General features: G+C 71.9%; 13 protein-coding genes. 6 read left to right on the top strand and 7 right to left on the bottom strand.

The window, feature by feature from the left end:
• Positions 1-322 precede the first annotated feature (322 nt).
• Positions 323-1,294, top strand: coding sequence for an acyl-ACP desaturase (locus R4Z63_RS27295; RefSeq protein ID WP_384455186.1), 972 nt, complete (start codon positions 323-325; stop codon positions 1,292-1,294).
• Between the two features lie 125 nt (positions 1,295-1,419).
• Here R4Z63_RS27295 and R4Z63_RS27290 read toward each other — a convergent pair whose 3' ends face one another.
• Positions 1,420-1,671: a WhiB family transcriptional regulator gene (locus R4Z63_RS27290; RefSeq protein ID WP_037915948.1), complete on the bottom strand. Its 252-nt coding sequence runs from the start codon at positions 1,669-1,671 to the stop codon at positions 1,420-1,422.
• Positions 1,672-1,779: 108 nt separating this feature from the next.
• Positions 1,780-2,799, bottom strand: coding sequence for a non-homologous end-joining DNA ligase (gene ligD / locus R4Z63_RS27285; protein WP_037915946.1), 1,020 nt, complete (start codon positions 2,797-2,799; stop codon positions 1,780-1,782).
• Positions 2,800-2,874: 75 nt separating this feature from the next.
• On the opposite strand from ligD, the gene R4Z63_RS27280 reads away from it, so the two are divergent.
• Positions 2,875-3,945 (top strand): ATP-dependent DNA ligase, encoded by a 1,071-nt coding sequence (locus R4Z63_RS27280; protein ID WP_384455182.1) that lies wholly within the window; start codon positions 2,875-2,877, stop codon positions 3,943-3,945.
• A 62-nt stretch (positions 3,946-4,007) separates the two neighbouring features.
• Here R4Z63_RS27280 and R4Z63_RS27275 read toward each other — a convergent pair whose 3' ends face one another.
• Both R4Z63_RS27275 and R4Z63_RS27270 read right to left on the bottom strand, forming a co-directional pair.
• A complete protein-coding gene (locus R4Z63_RS27275; protein ID WP_384455179.1) occupies positions 4,008-5,432 on the bottom strand; it encodes an NAD(P)-binding protein in 1,425 nt (474 codons plus the stop codon).
• Positions 5,433-5,604: 172 nt separating this feature from the next.
• Positions 5,605-6,624, bottom strand: a complete 1,020-nt coding sequence (locus R4Z63_RS27270) for an NAD(P)/FAD-dependent oxidoreductase (RefSeq protein ID WP_384455177.1) — start codon at positions 6,622-6,624, stop codon at positions 5,605-5,607.
• Between the two features lie 65 nt (positions 6,625-6,689).
• Between R4Z63_RS27270 and R4Z63_RS27265 the strand changes: the two genes are divergently transcribed.
• The 3 genes from R4Z63_RS27265 to R4Z63_RS27255 all read left to right on the top strand — a co-directional run bounded on the left by R4Z63_RS27265 (position 6,690) and on the right by R4Z63_RS27255 (position 8,246).
• A complete protein-coding gene (locus R4Z63_RS27265; RefSeq protein WP_037915936.1) occupies positions 6,690-7,307 on the top strand; it encodes a helix-turn-helix domain-containing protein in 618 nt (205 codons plus the stop codon).
• Positions 7,304-7,804: a nucleotide triphosphate diphosphatase NUDT15 gene (locus R4Z63_RS27260; RefSeq protein ID WP_037915934.1), complete on the top strand. Its 501-nt coding sequence runs from the start codon at positions 7,304-7,306 to the stop codon at positions 7,802-7,804. The genes R4Z63_RS27265 and R4Z63_RS27260 overlap by 4 nt, the downstream gene beginning before the upstream one ends.
• Positions 7,805-7,964: 160 nt before the next feature.
• Complete coding sequence (locus tag R4Z63_RS27255) at positions 7,965-8,246, top strand: hypothetical protein (protein WP_384455173.1); 282 nt, start codon at positions 7,965-7,967, stop codon at positions 8,244-8,246.
• A gap of 120 nt (positions 8,247-8,366) precedes the next feature.
• On the opposite strand, the gene R4Z63_RS27250 is transcribed toward R4Z63_RS27255, so the two are convergent.
• The 3 genes from R4Z63_RS27250 to R4Z63_RS27240 all read right to left on the bottom strand — a co-directional run bounded on the left by R4Z63_RS27250 (position 8,367) and on the right by R4Z63_RS27240 (position 13,109).
• Entirely contained in the window at positions 8,367-10,481 is a 2,115-nt protein-coding gene (locus R4Z63_RS27250) for an MDR family MFS transporter (protein ID WP_384455170.1), read from the bottom strand.
• Between the two features lie 71 nt (positions 10,482-10,552).
• Positions 10,553-11,908: a 6-phospho-beta-glucosidase gene (locus R4Z63_RS27245; RefSeq protein WP_037915926.1), complete on the bottom strand. Its 1,356-nt coding sequence runs from the start codon at positions 11,906-11,908 to the stop codon at positions 10,553-10,555.
• A 211-nt stretch (positions 11,909-12,119) separates the two neighbouring features.
• Positions 12,120-13,109 carry a helix-turn-helix domain-containing protein gene (locus tag R4Z63_RS27240; protein ID WP_384455165.1) on the bottom strand — a complete coding sequence of 330 codons (990 nt, stop codon included), beginning with the start codon at positions 13,107-13,109 and terminating at the stop codon, positions 12,120-12,122.
• A gap of 216 nt (positions 13,110-13,325) precedes the next feature.
• On the opposite strand from R4Z63_RS27240, the gene R4Z63_RS27235 reads away from it, so the two are divergent.
• Positions 13,326-13,994, top strand: coding sequence for a helix-turn-helix domain-containing protein (locus R4Z63_RS27235; RefSeq protein ID WP_384455162.1), 669 nt, complete (start codon positions 13,326-13,328; stop codon positions 13,992-13,994).
• The last annotated feature ends 40 nt before the right edge of the window (positions 13,995-14,034 follow it).

Below are 14,034 nucleotides of genomic sequence, written 5' to 3'. Positions count from 1 at the left end.
GTGGGTGCCGGCCGCCTCCGTCCCTGCCGCGACGCCCACCGACGGGGCGGACCTCGGACCGACGGGGTCCGTGGGGTGCTCGGGCGGGTCCCGCAGGGTCCTGCGCACGCGTCCCGGCCGTCAAGGCGGGAGCCGCAGACCACCTCCTGGCGTGATTCTGCCCTTTCGTTTCCCCGTCGGACCCGCCCCATTCTGCATAGATAACTGGATGTAACCGGACATAGGTACACGCGGGGCTTGGCTGGCCTTGATGTCGCGCTTAACCTACGACTCCGTAGGCTACGGAACCGTAGGTAATTCGCTTGTGCACCCAGGAGTACCCGTGACGATCACCTCTCCCCACCTCGGCAGCTCGGAGGCGTGGACCGACGCCAAGCTGCTGTACGCGCTGGAAGAGGTGGTCGAGAAGGAGCTCAACCGCCACCTGAAGGTCACCAAGGACTGGATGCCCCACGAGTACGTCCCCTGGAGCGACGGCCGGAACTTCCCCGGCTTCTTCGAGGACGGCGAGGCCTGGGACCCGCAGCAGTCCAAGGTCACCGACATCGGCAAGATCGCGCTGGTCGTGAACCTGCTGACCGAGGACAACCTCCCCAGCTACCACCACGAGATCGCGACCCTCTTCGGCCGCAACGGCGCCTGGGGCACCTGGGTGCACCGCTGGACGGCCGAGGAGGGCCGCCACGGCATCGTGATGCGCGACTACCTGCTGGCCTCGCGCGCCGTGGACCCGGACAAGCTGGAAGCGTTCCGCATGCAGCACATGTCGGAGGGCTTCGAATCCGACAACCGGCACTCCATGCTGCACTCGGTCGCCTACGTGGCCTTCCAGGAGCTCGCCACGCGCATCTCGCACCGCAACACCGGCCACCAGTCCGGCGACCCGGTCTGCGACCGCATGCTGGCGCGCATCGCGCAGGACGAGAACCTACACATGATCTTCTACCGCAACCTGCTGGGCGCGGCCTTCGAGCTCGCCCCGGACCTGACCATGCAGGCGGTGCGGGACGTCGTCGTCAACTTCCGGATGCCCGGACACGGCATGCCCGGCTTCGAGCGCATGGCCGCCCAGATGGCCATCGGCGGGGTCTACAACCTGCGGATCCACCACGACGACGTGCTGGCTCCGGTCCTGCGCTTCCTCAAGGTCATGGACATTGCCGGCCTCGGCCCGGAGGGCCAGAAGGCCCAGGACGAGCTCGGCCTGTTCATGAACGGCCTGAACTCCGAGGCCACGAAGTTCGACGAGAAGCTGGCCGCCCGCGCTGCCCGCGTGGCGGCCCGCAAGGGCTGACCGGCTTCCGCCCGCTCGGGCGCATGACGCCGATGACCCCGGCGGAGCCACGCTCCGCCGGGGTCCGCCGTCGTCGCGTCGAGGGCGGCGCGGGCAGGCGAGGCGGGCACCGGTTCAGCACCGGGTCAGCGGCGGCGGGCGCGCAGCGCCAGGCGCTCCGCCTCAGAGAGGCCGCCCCAGACGCCGAAGCGCTCGTCGTTGGCCAGGGCGTACTCCAGGCACGCCGCCCGCCCCTCGCACGCCCCGCACAGCCGCTTCGCGTCACGCAGTGAGGAGCCCGGCTCGGGGAAGAAGAAGCCCGGGCCGGTCTGGGCGCACAGGGCGAGTTCGTACCAGGCGGCGGTGTCGGCGGCTGCCGTAGAGGTGTTCGTAGACATGCCGCAGATACTGGTCAGCGCCGATGGACGTCCGCTATACGCCTGATCAACACGACGTACGCAGCCCCCGCAGAGCATCTCACCCCGCACTGACAGAGCGCTTCGGGCTCAGTCCGCGTGGCGAGCGCGGCTGGGTTGGACGCGCTTGGGTTCGCCCGGCATCTTGGGGTGGTCCGGGGGATACGGCAGGTCGCCCATACCGTGTTCGTGCTCGTCCCTGGCCGCGAGTTCCAGGACGGCGTCCAGGGCGAAGGCGTGGTCGTCCATGTCCGCGTGCACATCGCCCAGTTCCGCGAAACGGGCCGGCATCGTCACGATGTCGAAGTCCTGCGGTTCGGCGTCGTCCACCTCGTCCCAGCGCAGCGGCGCCGAGACCGGGGCGTGCGGGCGGGGGCGGACCGAGTAGGCGGAGGCGATCGTGCGGTCCCGCGCCGTCTGGTTGTAGTCGACGAAGATCCGCTCGCCCCGCTCCTCCTTCCACCAGGCCGTCGTGACCTCGCCCGGCATGCGGCGCTCCAGCTCCCGGCCGAGGGCGATGGCGCACCGGCGGACTTCGGTGAAGGTCCAGCGCGGCTCGATCGGGACGAAGACGTGCAGTCCCCGGCCGCCCGAGGTCTTGGGCCACCCGCGCAGGCCCAGCTCCTCCAGCAGGGCGCGCAGCTGGTGGGCGGCGGCCACGGCGTGGTGGTAGTCGGTGCCCGGCTGGGGGTCCAGGTCGATGCGCAGTTCGTCGGGCCGGTCGGTGTCCACCCGGCGTACTGGCCAGGGATGGAAGGTGAGGCAGCCCAGATTGGCCGCCCACAGGACGGCGGCCGGCTCGGTCGGGCAGATCTCGTCGGCCGACCGGCCGCTCGGGAAGGCGATGCGGGCAGTCGGGATCCAGTCGGGGAGGTTCTTCGGGGCCCGCTTCTGGAAGAAGGACTCGCCCTCCACCCCGTCGGGAAAGCGTTCCAGGGTCGTCGGCCGGTCGCGGAGGGCCCGGAGGATGCCGTCCGCGACCGCCAGGTAGTACTCGGCCACGTGCCGCTTGGTGAGGCCGCGCTCCGGGAAGTAGACCTTGTCCGGGTGGGACAGCCGTACCGTCCGCCCGGCCGCTTCCAGCTCGATCGCATCGCCAGCAGCACCCATGGGCGCCACCGTAGGCGGGGCGGACCGCCGGTGCACACCGGGCGGGTCCGAACGCACCACCGCAGAATCGGGGGCATGGATCTGCCAGTGATGCCGCCGGTCAAGCCGATGCTCGCCAAGTCAGTGGCGAAGATCCCGCCCGGCATGCAGTACGAGGCCAAGTGGGACGGCTTCCGGGCCGTCGTGCATCGTGACGGTGACGAGGTCGAGGTGGGCAGCCGCACGGGCAAGTCCCTGACCAGGTATTTTCCCGAGCTGGTGGAGGCCCTGAAGGCGAATCTGCCCGGTCGCTGCGTGGTGGACGGAGAGATCGTGATCGTCCATGAGGGGCGTCTGGACTTCGACCGGCTGACCGAGCGGATCCATCCCGCGCAGTCCCGTGTCGCCCTTCTGGCCGAGAGGACCCCCGCCAGCTTCGTCGCCTTCGACCTGCTCGCCCTCGGCGACGAGGCCCTCCTCGACGCCCCGCTCACCGACCGCCGTGCCGCTCTGGTCAGGTCCCTCTCCACCGCCCGGCCCCCCGTCCACCTCGCGCCCGCCACCACCGATCCCGCGCTGGCGCGGGATTGGTTCGAGCGGTTCGAGGGCGCCGGGCTCGACGGGGTGATCGCCAAACCGCTCGATCTCCCCTACCGGCCCGATGCCCGCCTCATGTACAAGATCAAGCACGAACGTACCGCCGACGTCGTCGTCGCCGGTTTCCGTTTCCACAAGAGCGGTCCGATCGTCGGATCGCTCCTGCTCGGCCTCCACGACGCGCAGGGCACGCTCCAGCACGTGGGAGTGTGCGCCGCCTTTCCCATGAGGCGCCGGGCCGAGCTGGTGGAAGAGCTCGAACCGCTGCGGATGCCCGATCCGTCCGGTCACCCGTGGGCCGCGTGGGCCGACGAGTCCGCCCACGCGAGCGCCCGGCTGCCCGGCGCGCAGAGCCGGTGGACCGGCAGCAAAGACCTCTCGTGGGTGCCGCTGCGCCCGGAACGGGTGATCGAGGTCGGCTACGACCACATGGAGGGGGACCGCTTCCGGCACACCGCGCAGTTCCGGCGCTGGCGGCTCGACCGGACCCCCGCAAGCTGCACCTACGCCCAGCTGGAGGAGGTCGTGGGCTACGACCTGGCCGAGGTGCTCGGGCCCGCCGCCGGCTGAGGCCGGGGCCTGCGCGACACCCGTCGGCCGGACTCCCCGGGCCCCCGCCGACGGCCCCCGCGTCACCCTGCCGTGAGCTTCTCCCACTCCTCCCGGTCCGGCCCGAACTCGTGCGGCGCGTAGTCCGGCCGCGCCGCCAGCCAGCGCGCCACCCGGGCCCGGACCTCCGGGTCCGCGTAGGCGCGCTCCGGGGGCTCCGCCAGGTGGCGGACCCGCGCCCGGGCCCGCATCACCGTCGGGTCCTCCAGCGCGCAGTCGAACAGCGCGGCCACCTCCCGGGCCGTTCCGGTGCGCCCCGCCCGCGTCGCGAAGCGCTCGCCGACGGCCGCGTCGGCGACCACCTGGAAGTCGAACCACGGCTTCAGGGTGCGCACCGCCCACGCGTGATGGTGCACGGCGTAGTGGTCCGACCCCGGGTCGCGGTGCGCCGTACGGGCCACCCTGCGCGCCGCCCACAGTGCGAGGGAGGTGCCCTGGCCGAGGGTCGGGTTGGTGTGCGCGATCGAGTCGCCGACCGGCACCAGCCCGGTCACGACGGGACCGTGCTCGTCCACGAGAGCGCTCCAGCGGTTGTCCAGGCTCGCAGTGGCCAGTACGCCCGACAGCGGCTCGGCTCCGAGGGTCAGCCAGGCCGCCCCGGGCGGGAAGGAGCGGGCCGCCCGCTCGAACACCGCGGGGTCGCGCAGCGCCGAGCGCGTGGTGTCCGTGGTGTGCACGAACAGCGCCACGGCGAAGACCCGGTTGTCGGCCGGGAAGACGGCGCAGCCGGCGAAGGTTCCGCCGGTCACGGCCCAGGGCCTCCGCGGCCCCTCGTCCGTACCCGCGGGCAAGCGGTACCAGCGGCAGAAGTACGCCAGTCCCGTGCGGTGCCGTTCCACGACGGGCGGGCGGCAGCCCACCGCGCCGAGCCGGCGCTCGATGCCGCCGCGGCGTCCACCCGCGTCCACGACCAGGTCCGCGTCGTACCCACCCGCCTCGGTGGTCACTCCCGTCACCCGGATCGCGTCGGCCGCGCCGCCGGCGCCGGCCGGGTCGGCCCCGGAACGCGCCGCGGTGGTGAGTCCGGTGACCGGCTCCCCGTGGCGGACGACCACTCCCGGCTCCGCGCGCAGCGCCGTGGCCAGTGCGCTCTCCAGGACGATGCGCCGCGCCTGGAGCATGACGAGATCCTCGTCTCCGGGCAGCTCGGGCGGCCGTACGTCGAACCAGTCCAGCTCGTGCCGCTCGCAGGCGCCGAGCCGGAGCATCTCCTGGTAGACGTCGGGCAGATCGTCGCGCAGGACGTTGCGGGCGGCTCCCAGCAGCGCGTGCGGCTGGGCCGCCTGCGGTACGGCCGGCCGCCGCCACCCGAAGAAGTCGCGGTCGAGCGCGGTACCGGGAGCGCGGGTGTCGCGCTCGAACAGCTCCGCCGTGTGCCCGCGCCGCGCCGCGAGCAGCGCGGTGGCGAGCCCGCCGACGCCTCCTCCGATGACCAGCACATGTGCCATGGGACGTCCCCCCGAAGCCTTGGACCGCTGGACCCCTGACCCTCTGGACCTCCGGACCATATGACGATCACACCGCAGAGAGCCTGCGCGTACGGGGGCAGGCCGAAACCCGCACACCTGTCCGGAGCTCCGTCATCCGGTCATCCGGTCCCCGCCGGCGTCACCGGCCCCGTCAGGCGCGCGAACCGCCGGCCGCACCCGCCGCCGCACCCGCACCTGCCGCCGCGACCGCGCGATACGCCGCCAAGGCCCGCCGCGCCTCCGCCTCGATGAGGTCGGCGTTGATGGCCGCGGCCGCCTGCGCGCCCTGGGCAGCCGCCCCCGCGAGCTTCTCCAGCGGCGCGGTCACGTTGCCCGCCGCCCAGACCCCGCGGAGGGCGGTGGCCCCGGTGGCCGGGTCGGACTCGACGCAACGGCCGATCACGTGGCCGTCCCGCGTCACCTCCGTCGTCGGCAGGCCCAGGCTCGTCAACACCCCCGAACGGGCGGTGAACCGCGGGGCCACCACCAGCGCCCGGCACTCCACGGCGGTCCCGTCGGCCAGGGTCACCGCGGCCAACCGGTCGTCCTCGACCACCAGGCCGGTCACCTCGCCGGCCACGACCCGGATCCCGAGGGCCGCCAGCAGCTCGCGCTCCCCCTCCCCCGGCAGCCAGGTGTGCGCCAGCAGCGTGGTGCGCCCGGTCCACTGCCGCCACATCTGCGCCTGGTGCACGGCCATCGGGCCTTCGGCCAGCACCGCGACCGGCTCGTCCCCGACCTCCCAGCCGTGGCAGTACGGGCAGTGCAGCACGTCCCGCCCCCAGCGCGCCCCGAGCCCCGGTACCGGCGGCAGCTCGTCCACCAGGCCCGTGGCGACCAGCAGCCGCCCCGCCCGCACGGTTGAGCCGTCTGCGCAGCGCACCAGGAAACCCCCGTCGGGCAGCCGGTCCGCGGCTACGGCGGCGCCCGGCCGGATCCGGCCCCCGTAGCGCTCCACCTCCGCGCGTCCGCGGGCCAGCAGCTCCGCCGGGCTCTCCCCGTCCAGGCCGAGGTAGCCGTGCAGGTGAGCGGCCGGGGCGTTGCGCGGACTGCCGGAGTCGATCACCAGCACCGACCGGCGGGCCCGGACCAGGGTGAGCGCCCCGGCCAGTCCGGCCGCACCACCACCGACCACCACGACATCGAACGATTCTTCCCTTGCGTTGTCCATGTCTGCGAGGGTCTGCCCGAATCCGCCGTTTGACAAATGTTCTTGCCGAAGCAGCAAATGGAGTCATGGCCCCCGAGAAGCAGGACGAGGAACTCGCCGACGTGCTCACGGCCGTGGGCCCCCGGCTGCGTGCCCTGCGCCGACAGCGCGGCACCACGCTGGCCCAGCTCAGCGAGACCACCGGCATCTCGCTCTCCACGCTCTCGCGGCTGGAGTCCGGGCAGCGCAGGCCGACGCTGGAACTACTGCTCCCGCTGGCCAAGGCGCACCGAGTGGCCCTGGACGAGCTGGTCGGCGCGCCGGAGACCGGCGACCCCCGGATCCGTCCGCGCCCCTTCGTCCGGCACGGCCACACCTACGTGCCGCTGACCCGCAACTTCGGCGGGGTGCACGCCTACAAGCAGATTCTCCGGCCCGTCGAGGGTCCGCAGCCGGTACCCGAGTTGAAGGTGCACGAGGGCTACGAGTGGCTGTACGTGCTGTCCGGCCGAATCCGGCTGCTGCTCGGCGAACACGACCTCGTGCTCGAACCCGGAGAGGCCGCCGAGTTCGACACGCGCACGCCGCACGCCTTCTGCAACGCCGGTCCGCAGCCTGCCGAGTTCCTCAGTCTCTTCGGCCCCCAGGGCGAGCGGATCCACATCCGAGCCCGGCCCACCACTCCTCCGGAAGGACGTCCATGAGCACCACCGGCGCACGCCCCGAACGCCCCGAACGGGCCGTTCCCCAGCCCAATGCCGTCGTCGGCGTCGGCCTCGTCGTCATCGGCCGGGACGGCCGGGTGCTGCTCGGCCAGGCCCACGACGGGCGCTGGGAGCTGCCCGGCGGCAAGGTCGACCCCGGAGAGGGCTTCGAGCAGGCCGCCGCCCGGGAGCTCGCCGAGGAGACGGACCTGAGGGTGGACCCCGAAGGGGTAAGCGTCCTGTCCGTCCAGATCGACGCGAAGTCCGGTCTGACCCGGCTGACGGCGGCCGCCGTCACCCGCACGGCGCAGGGCGTTCCGGCCGTCACCGAGCCCCACAAGATCGCCCGCTGGGAGTGGTTCGCGCCCGCCGAGATCCCTCCGGCGCTGTACGCGCCCTCGGCGGCGGTGCTCCGCGCCTGGCGCCCGGACCTCACGGAACTGCCGCACGTCCCCTCGTACGACTATCCGACGGCGGTCCGTGGTCCGGGCATCTGAGGGCGCCGACGGCCGCGGGGCCCCTCACTCCGGAGCCCCGCCCGGCCGGCGTGATCCATGGGATCCGCCAGAGCCTGTCCGACCAATGATCACCGAGCGGTGATGTGACGCTCGGTTCCATTGCCTTGCCGTTCCGACACCGGCCGGCGATCCTGGGCCGGTGCCAGGGCAGCGAAAGAGGAAACGGCGACAAGCGGCTGAGAGGCAACGGCTTGCTGCTCGCACCGCGCCGGACGCGGGGCAGTGGGAACTGATCTTCGAATCGCAGGACGAGGCGGGGTTGCGCGCACACCTGCGCCGTCTTCGGGAGTCGCGCATCGACGAGTCGATGATCCGGATCGACGTGCTCTGCGGCCGGCTGGTGCAGCCGACCACCTATCGGCTGAGCCAGTTCGTGGCGGACCCCGTGTGTGATGCCGACCACGAGCACTCCGATCATTGATGTCGTGGCAGGTCGCGGTGAGTTGACGGACGCGGCGCGGGAGCGGATCGAGCCGCTCGCTACCGCGCCGGAGTCGTCCTGGCCTCGCTGGTCCTCTGGCTCCGCGAACCAGGCGGTTGATCAGTTGTCAGACAGGGCCTGGTGCCGCACGACCATCTTCGGGGCGAAGTTCCCCTCGCCCAGGTCCTCGGCCAGCAGCCGCTTCGCGATCGCGTCCGCCGCGACCCGCAGTTCGGCACTGCGCGGTCGGCCCCGGTCCTTCTCCAACTGATCGCCGAGCCACGTGGCCCATGCTTCCGAGATGACGTCGGCCTCCCGGCGGCCGGCCGGTGTGAGGCTGAAGAAGGCGGCTTCGCGGCTGAGGAAGCCCTCCTGCACCATCCGTTCGAACGTCGGGAGCAGCACCTCCGGGGGCAGCGAACGCCGCCCGGCGATCAGGCCGATGCTGGCGTAGCCGATCGTCCGGGTCATCAGTTCCACCTGCATCACCGCCCACACGCCGGCGATGTCCAGCCGGGTGTCGGAGGATTCGACGATCGCCCGCGCCGTGTCCGAGCCCATGTTCCGCACGATTTTGCCGACCGCCAGCTCCAGCAGCTTGGCCGAGTCGCCCGAGGCCGTGGCGGGCGAGCCGAAGCCGTCGCCCATGTCCGTGGACCCGGCGCGGGCGGTGTCGCGCAGCTTGACCTGCTTGAGGAAGAGCGCCACGACGAACCCGAACACCGCCACCGGCACGGTCCAGAGGAACACGGTGTGCAGGGCTTCCGCGTAGGCCTCGATGACCGGAGTCGCCGCGGCCGGATCGAGCTGGTGCACCCCCTGCGGGGTCGAGACGGCCCGGGCCAGCTCCGCCGGATCGTTCCCGGTCGCCCGAGCCGCGTCCACGACCGCCTCCTCCAGGGCGGGGCTCAGGTGGTTGGCGTAGATCGTTCCGAAGACCGCCGTCCCGAAGGCGCTGCCGAGCGTACGGAAGAAGGTGACCCCCGAGGTGGCCGTGCCGAGGTCGGCGTAGTCGACGGTGTTCTGCACGGCGATCGTCAACACCTGCATGGACAGGCCGATGCCGACGCCGAGGACGAACATGTAGAGCGACTCCAGCAGGGTGTCGGTCCCCGGATGCATCCGCGACAGCAGGTACAGGCCGACGCCCATGACGGCGTTGCCGACGATCGGGAAGATCCGGTACTGGCCGGTCTTGCTGACGACGTTGCCGCTGAAGACCGAGGCGAGCAGCAGCCCGAAGACCATGGGCAGGGTCCGCACGCCCGAGATCGTGGCCGAGTCCCCGTCGACGTACTGCAGGTAGGTCGGGAGGAATGTCATCGCGCCGAGCATCGCGAAGCCGACGACGAAGCTCAGCACGGAGCACACGGCGAAGACCGGGTTGCGGAAGAGCCGCATCGGGATGGTCGGCTCGGCGGCGCGCGTCTCGGCCAGGCAGAACAGCGCCAGGGCGACCGCGCCGCCGGCGAACAGGCCGATGATGACGGGCGAGGTCCAGGGGTACTCGTTGCCGCCCCAGCTGGTGGCCAGGATCAGTGCGCTGGCGCCGATCGCCACCAGGGCGATGCCGAGGTAGTCGATGACCGGCCTGCCCGAGGCACGTACCGCCGGAATCGTTCTGGCGGCCGCGATGACCACCATGATGGCGATCGGGACGTTGACGTAGAAGCACCACCGCCAGGTCAGCTGGTCGGTGAAGAAGCCGCCGAGCAGCGGCCCGATCACGGTGGCGACGCCGAAGACGGCGCCGATCGCGCCCTGGTACTTGCCGCGTTCGCGCAGGGGTACGACATCGGCGATCAGTGCCATCGCGGTGACCATCAGGCCTCCGGCGCCGACCCCCTGGACCCCGCGCCACACGATCAGGAACGTCATGTTGCTGGACAGGCCGCACAGGAAGGAGCCGCTGATGAAGACGATGGCAGAGACCTGAAAAATCAGCTTCCGGCCGAAGAGGTCGCCGAACTTGCCCACGAGGACCGTCGCCACGGTCTCGGCGAGCAGGTAGGAGGTCACCACCCACGACATGTGGTCCCCGCCGCCCAGGTCCCCCACGATCGTGGGCAGGGCGGTTCCGACGATCGTCTGGTCGAGAGCCGCCAGCAGCACGCCCAGCATGATCGTGCCGAAGACGACGTTGCGCCGCCGCCGGTCGAGCACGGGGGGCGCCGCGGACGCGGCGGGGGCAGTGGTCACATCTCGCACTCTCACAGCCCGCCCACCGCGCCGCATGCGGCACTGGGCCGTCGGAGGGAAGCCCGCACGGCCCGACGCACTCCCGGCCTCGGGCCGGGCGCGGCAGGTCAGCGCAGGTGGGCCAGGCCCGGATGGGCCGCCGCGTAGCCGTCCAACAGCCGCCGGGCCACCGCCACGGAGTCGACCAGGGGATGGAGCGCGAAGGCCTTCACGGCGTCCGCCCGGGCACCGCTCGCCGCCGCCGCCAGGATCTCCCGCTCCGCCGCCTTGACCGCCGTCACCAGCCCGACCGCGTGCAGCGGCAGCTGCTCGACGCCCAGGGGGTGGGCTCCGTTCGCGTCGACCAGGCAGGGCACCTCGATGACCGCCCCGGCGTCCAGGACGGAGAGCGTCGAGCCGTTGCGAACGTTGAGGATCAGCGTGGCCCGCTCGTCCCGGGCGATGGCCCGCATCAGCGCGAGGGCGACCTTCTCGTAGCCCCCGGACTCCAGGTCGCTCTCGTCGCGCTCGCCCGCCCCGGCCGCCTCGCGGTTCTCGGCCATGTAGGTGGCCTCGCGTTCGGCCCGGGTCCGCTCCCAGGCGGCCAGGGCCGCTCCGGCCGGCAGCCCGGCCCGGCCCGCCTCGGTGTAGAAGCCGCGCTGCTGGTCGCGCAGGAAGGCCCCGCGGGTCTGCCGCGCCTCCCGGTACGCCCGTACGGTGTCACGGTTGAAGTAGTAATAGTGCAGGTACTCGTTGGGAATCGCGCCGAGCGAGCGCAGCCACTCGGCGCCGAAGAGGCGGCCTTCCTCGAAGGACTCAAGCGCCTCGGTGTCGGCCAGCAGCCTGGGCAGTTCGTCACGGCCGCCGATGCGCAGCCCGCGGACCCAGCCCAGGTGGTTGAGGCCGACGTAGTCGATCCAGGCGTCCTGCGGCCGGGCCCCCAGCAGCCGGGCGATGCGCCGTCCGAGGCCCACGGGCGAGTCGCAGATGCCGATCACCCGCTCGCCGAGCTCCTCGGCCATGGCCTCGGTGACCAGGCCCGCCGGGTTGGTGAAGTTGATGACCCATGCCTCGGGCGCCGAGCGGGCGATCCTGCGGGCGATCTCCCGGACCACCGGAACGGTCCTCAGTCCGTACGCGATCCCGCCCGCACCCACCGTCTCCTGGCCGAGGACGCCTTCGGCCAGGGCGACGCGCTCGTCCGCGGCACGCCCTTCGAGACCGCCGACGCGGATGGCGGAGAAGACGAAGTCGGCCCCGCGCAGGGCCTCGTCGAGGTCCCGGGTGGCCGTGACGGCCGGGGCGTCGGGCACCGCGGCGGCAGCGGCCAGGTCTTCGAGGACGCGCGCCACGGCGGCGAGCCGTGCGGGGTCCTCGTCGTACAGCGTCACATGGGACACCCGCCCCTCGGCGTGGTCCCCGAGCAGCGCCCCGTAGACCAGCGGTACCCGGAAGCCGCCTCCGCCGAGGATCGTCAGCCGCACGTCCCTACCGCCCTTCACCAGTGCAGATGCCGCTACGGCCGCCGGTCCGGATGCCGGTGCGGGGTGCCGTACAGCTGACGGCACCCGTAAGCCGTACCACCCTCAGGGCTCCCGCCACCGCCTGTGCCACGATCGATGACACGATCGGTGGCGCGATCGGTGGCGCGGGCCCTTGGGCGGGCACCCGCGCGCACCAGTCTGCCTCCGTCGGTCACTCCACCGGTGACGGCACGGCGCGCAGCCTGGCGCCCTGCGGGCGCGGGACGGCCGCGCCCCCCTGCACGGGGCCCACCGGCACCCCCTGCGGCCCGGACAGGATCAGGGTGATCCGGGTGAAGCCCATCTCGTCGAGCATGCGGCTGGTCTCGGCCACCATTCGGCAGCGCACCAGGCCCCATCGGGGATCGGGGTGACGCACGGTGCGCACCGCCCCGTCCTGCTCGGCGGCCTCCGGCCCGCGCTTGCTCAGCCAGTGGGGGACGCCGTAGCGGTAGGCCGCTTCCATGAACGGATCACGCGCCACCTCCTGGCGGATGCTGCACAGCCCCTCGTCCTCCGGGGCTTCGGCCAGTGCCGCCGCGAACTGTGCGAGCAGCGGTACGCACCAGGCGGGTTCGTGGTCCTCCAGCACGGCCGCGGCGTCCGGGTGGAACAGCACGAAGCGCAGGAAGTTGTCGTCCGGCAGTGCGGTCGGGTGCGGCCGTACGGACTGGAAGAGGTGGTCGAAGGCCGAATTGGTGAGGGCGACGTCCCACCGGTGGTCCACGAGGAAGCTCGGGTAGGGCACGGCTTCCATCAACGCCGCATAGTCGCACAGGTAGTCGCGCTGCGCGGGGTCCTCGGGGAGCCGGTTCTCGTCGGAGGCGCGCCAGGTGGGCGGCGGGTCTCGGTCGACCATGACGCGGAAGAGCCAGAAGCACTGGCGCTCGCTCATCTCCAGTGCTTCGGCCAGTGCAAGGAGCTTGCGGTCCGTCCACTCCTTGACCAGGCCGCGTTCCCAGTTACCGTACGCGCGCACGCTGATGCGGAGCCGGGCGGCAAGGTCCTCCTGGCTCAGCCCAAGCTCTTCACGACGCTGGCGCAAAATCTCCTTGCGTCGCTCCGACCGCACGGCGCCGCGTGCGGACTCCTCGCCGGCCAGGCGTTCTTCACCGGCTCGGGCGAGGCCATCGGACGGGCCCACCGCTGCGAGATGTGGCACTGAGAGCTCCCCCTCCTCCGGTCTGGATCTTCATTTCCGTGTGGCGATCCTGCTACCGACTTCATTCGAGTGTCAACTATTGTGGCAATTCCAGCCTCTTGACAGCTCATTCCCGCCACAGCTGTGGCACGTTCTAGCCCTTCGGGTCGAGAGCGGCTAGATTCCAGAAGCCGACCATGTGCCGTACCGACTTCGCGCGATCTAGGAGAACCACTGGTGACAGACGGCTTCCCGGCTCCCGTCGCGGTGGCCGACGCACCCCTGGCCGCGACCATCGCCCGCGTGGCCGAACTCGCGGGCAAGATGGGCCGCGACCTCAGCCAGGTCTTCGACCTGCGACGCCTCTCGGAGGCTTCGGGCGTACCCACGGATGTGGTGAAGACCCTGCTCGACGGCAGGTCGGCCGGCGAACCCGACCTCCAGGCCCGCTTCCTCCAGCGTCTCGACCTGCTCCGGCGCACCCGCGTCAAGCCCAACGGCCGCCGCTACACGCAGCAGGAGATCGCCGACGGCGCCGGGATGTCGCGGCAGCAGGCGGGCGCCCTCATCAACGGCGACCGCCGCCCCACCATGGAGCACTGCGACGCGATCCAGCGCTTCTTCGGGGTGCACGCCGGGTTCCTCACGGCCCACGACGCCGACGCCCTCACCGACGCGCTCCAGCGGACCGAACAGCAGTTGCTCCAGGACTACGCGGGGCGCGCGCGGGAAACCGTACCGGCCGGAGCCGCTTCGGCGGGCGATCCGCTGGCAAGACTCCTGCAGAACCACGGCGTACGGGGGATCGCCTGGCGCGCCGCCCAACTGCCCAGCGACAAGCATCGGGACAAGGTGACCGAATGGCTGGACATGCTCCTCGAAAGCGTCAAACCGAACGAATCCTGACCCAGTCGAAAGTCTGGGTCTGATCCTTGAGTCCTGATCC

It is taken from the genome of Streptomyces sp. PL-29, assembly GCF_058344425.1.
The sequence above is the reverse complement of the archived record's forward strand: the minus strand, read 5'-3'. Positions and strand labels throughout refer to the sequence as shown.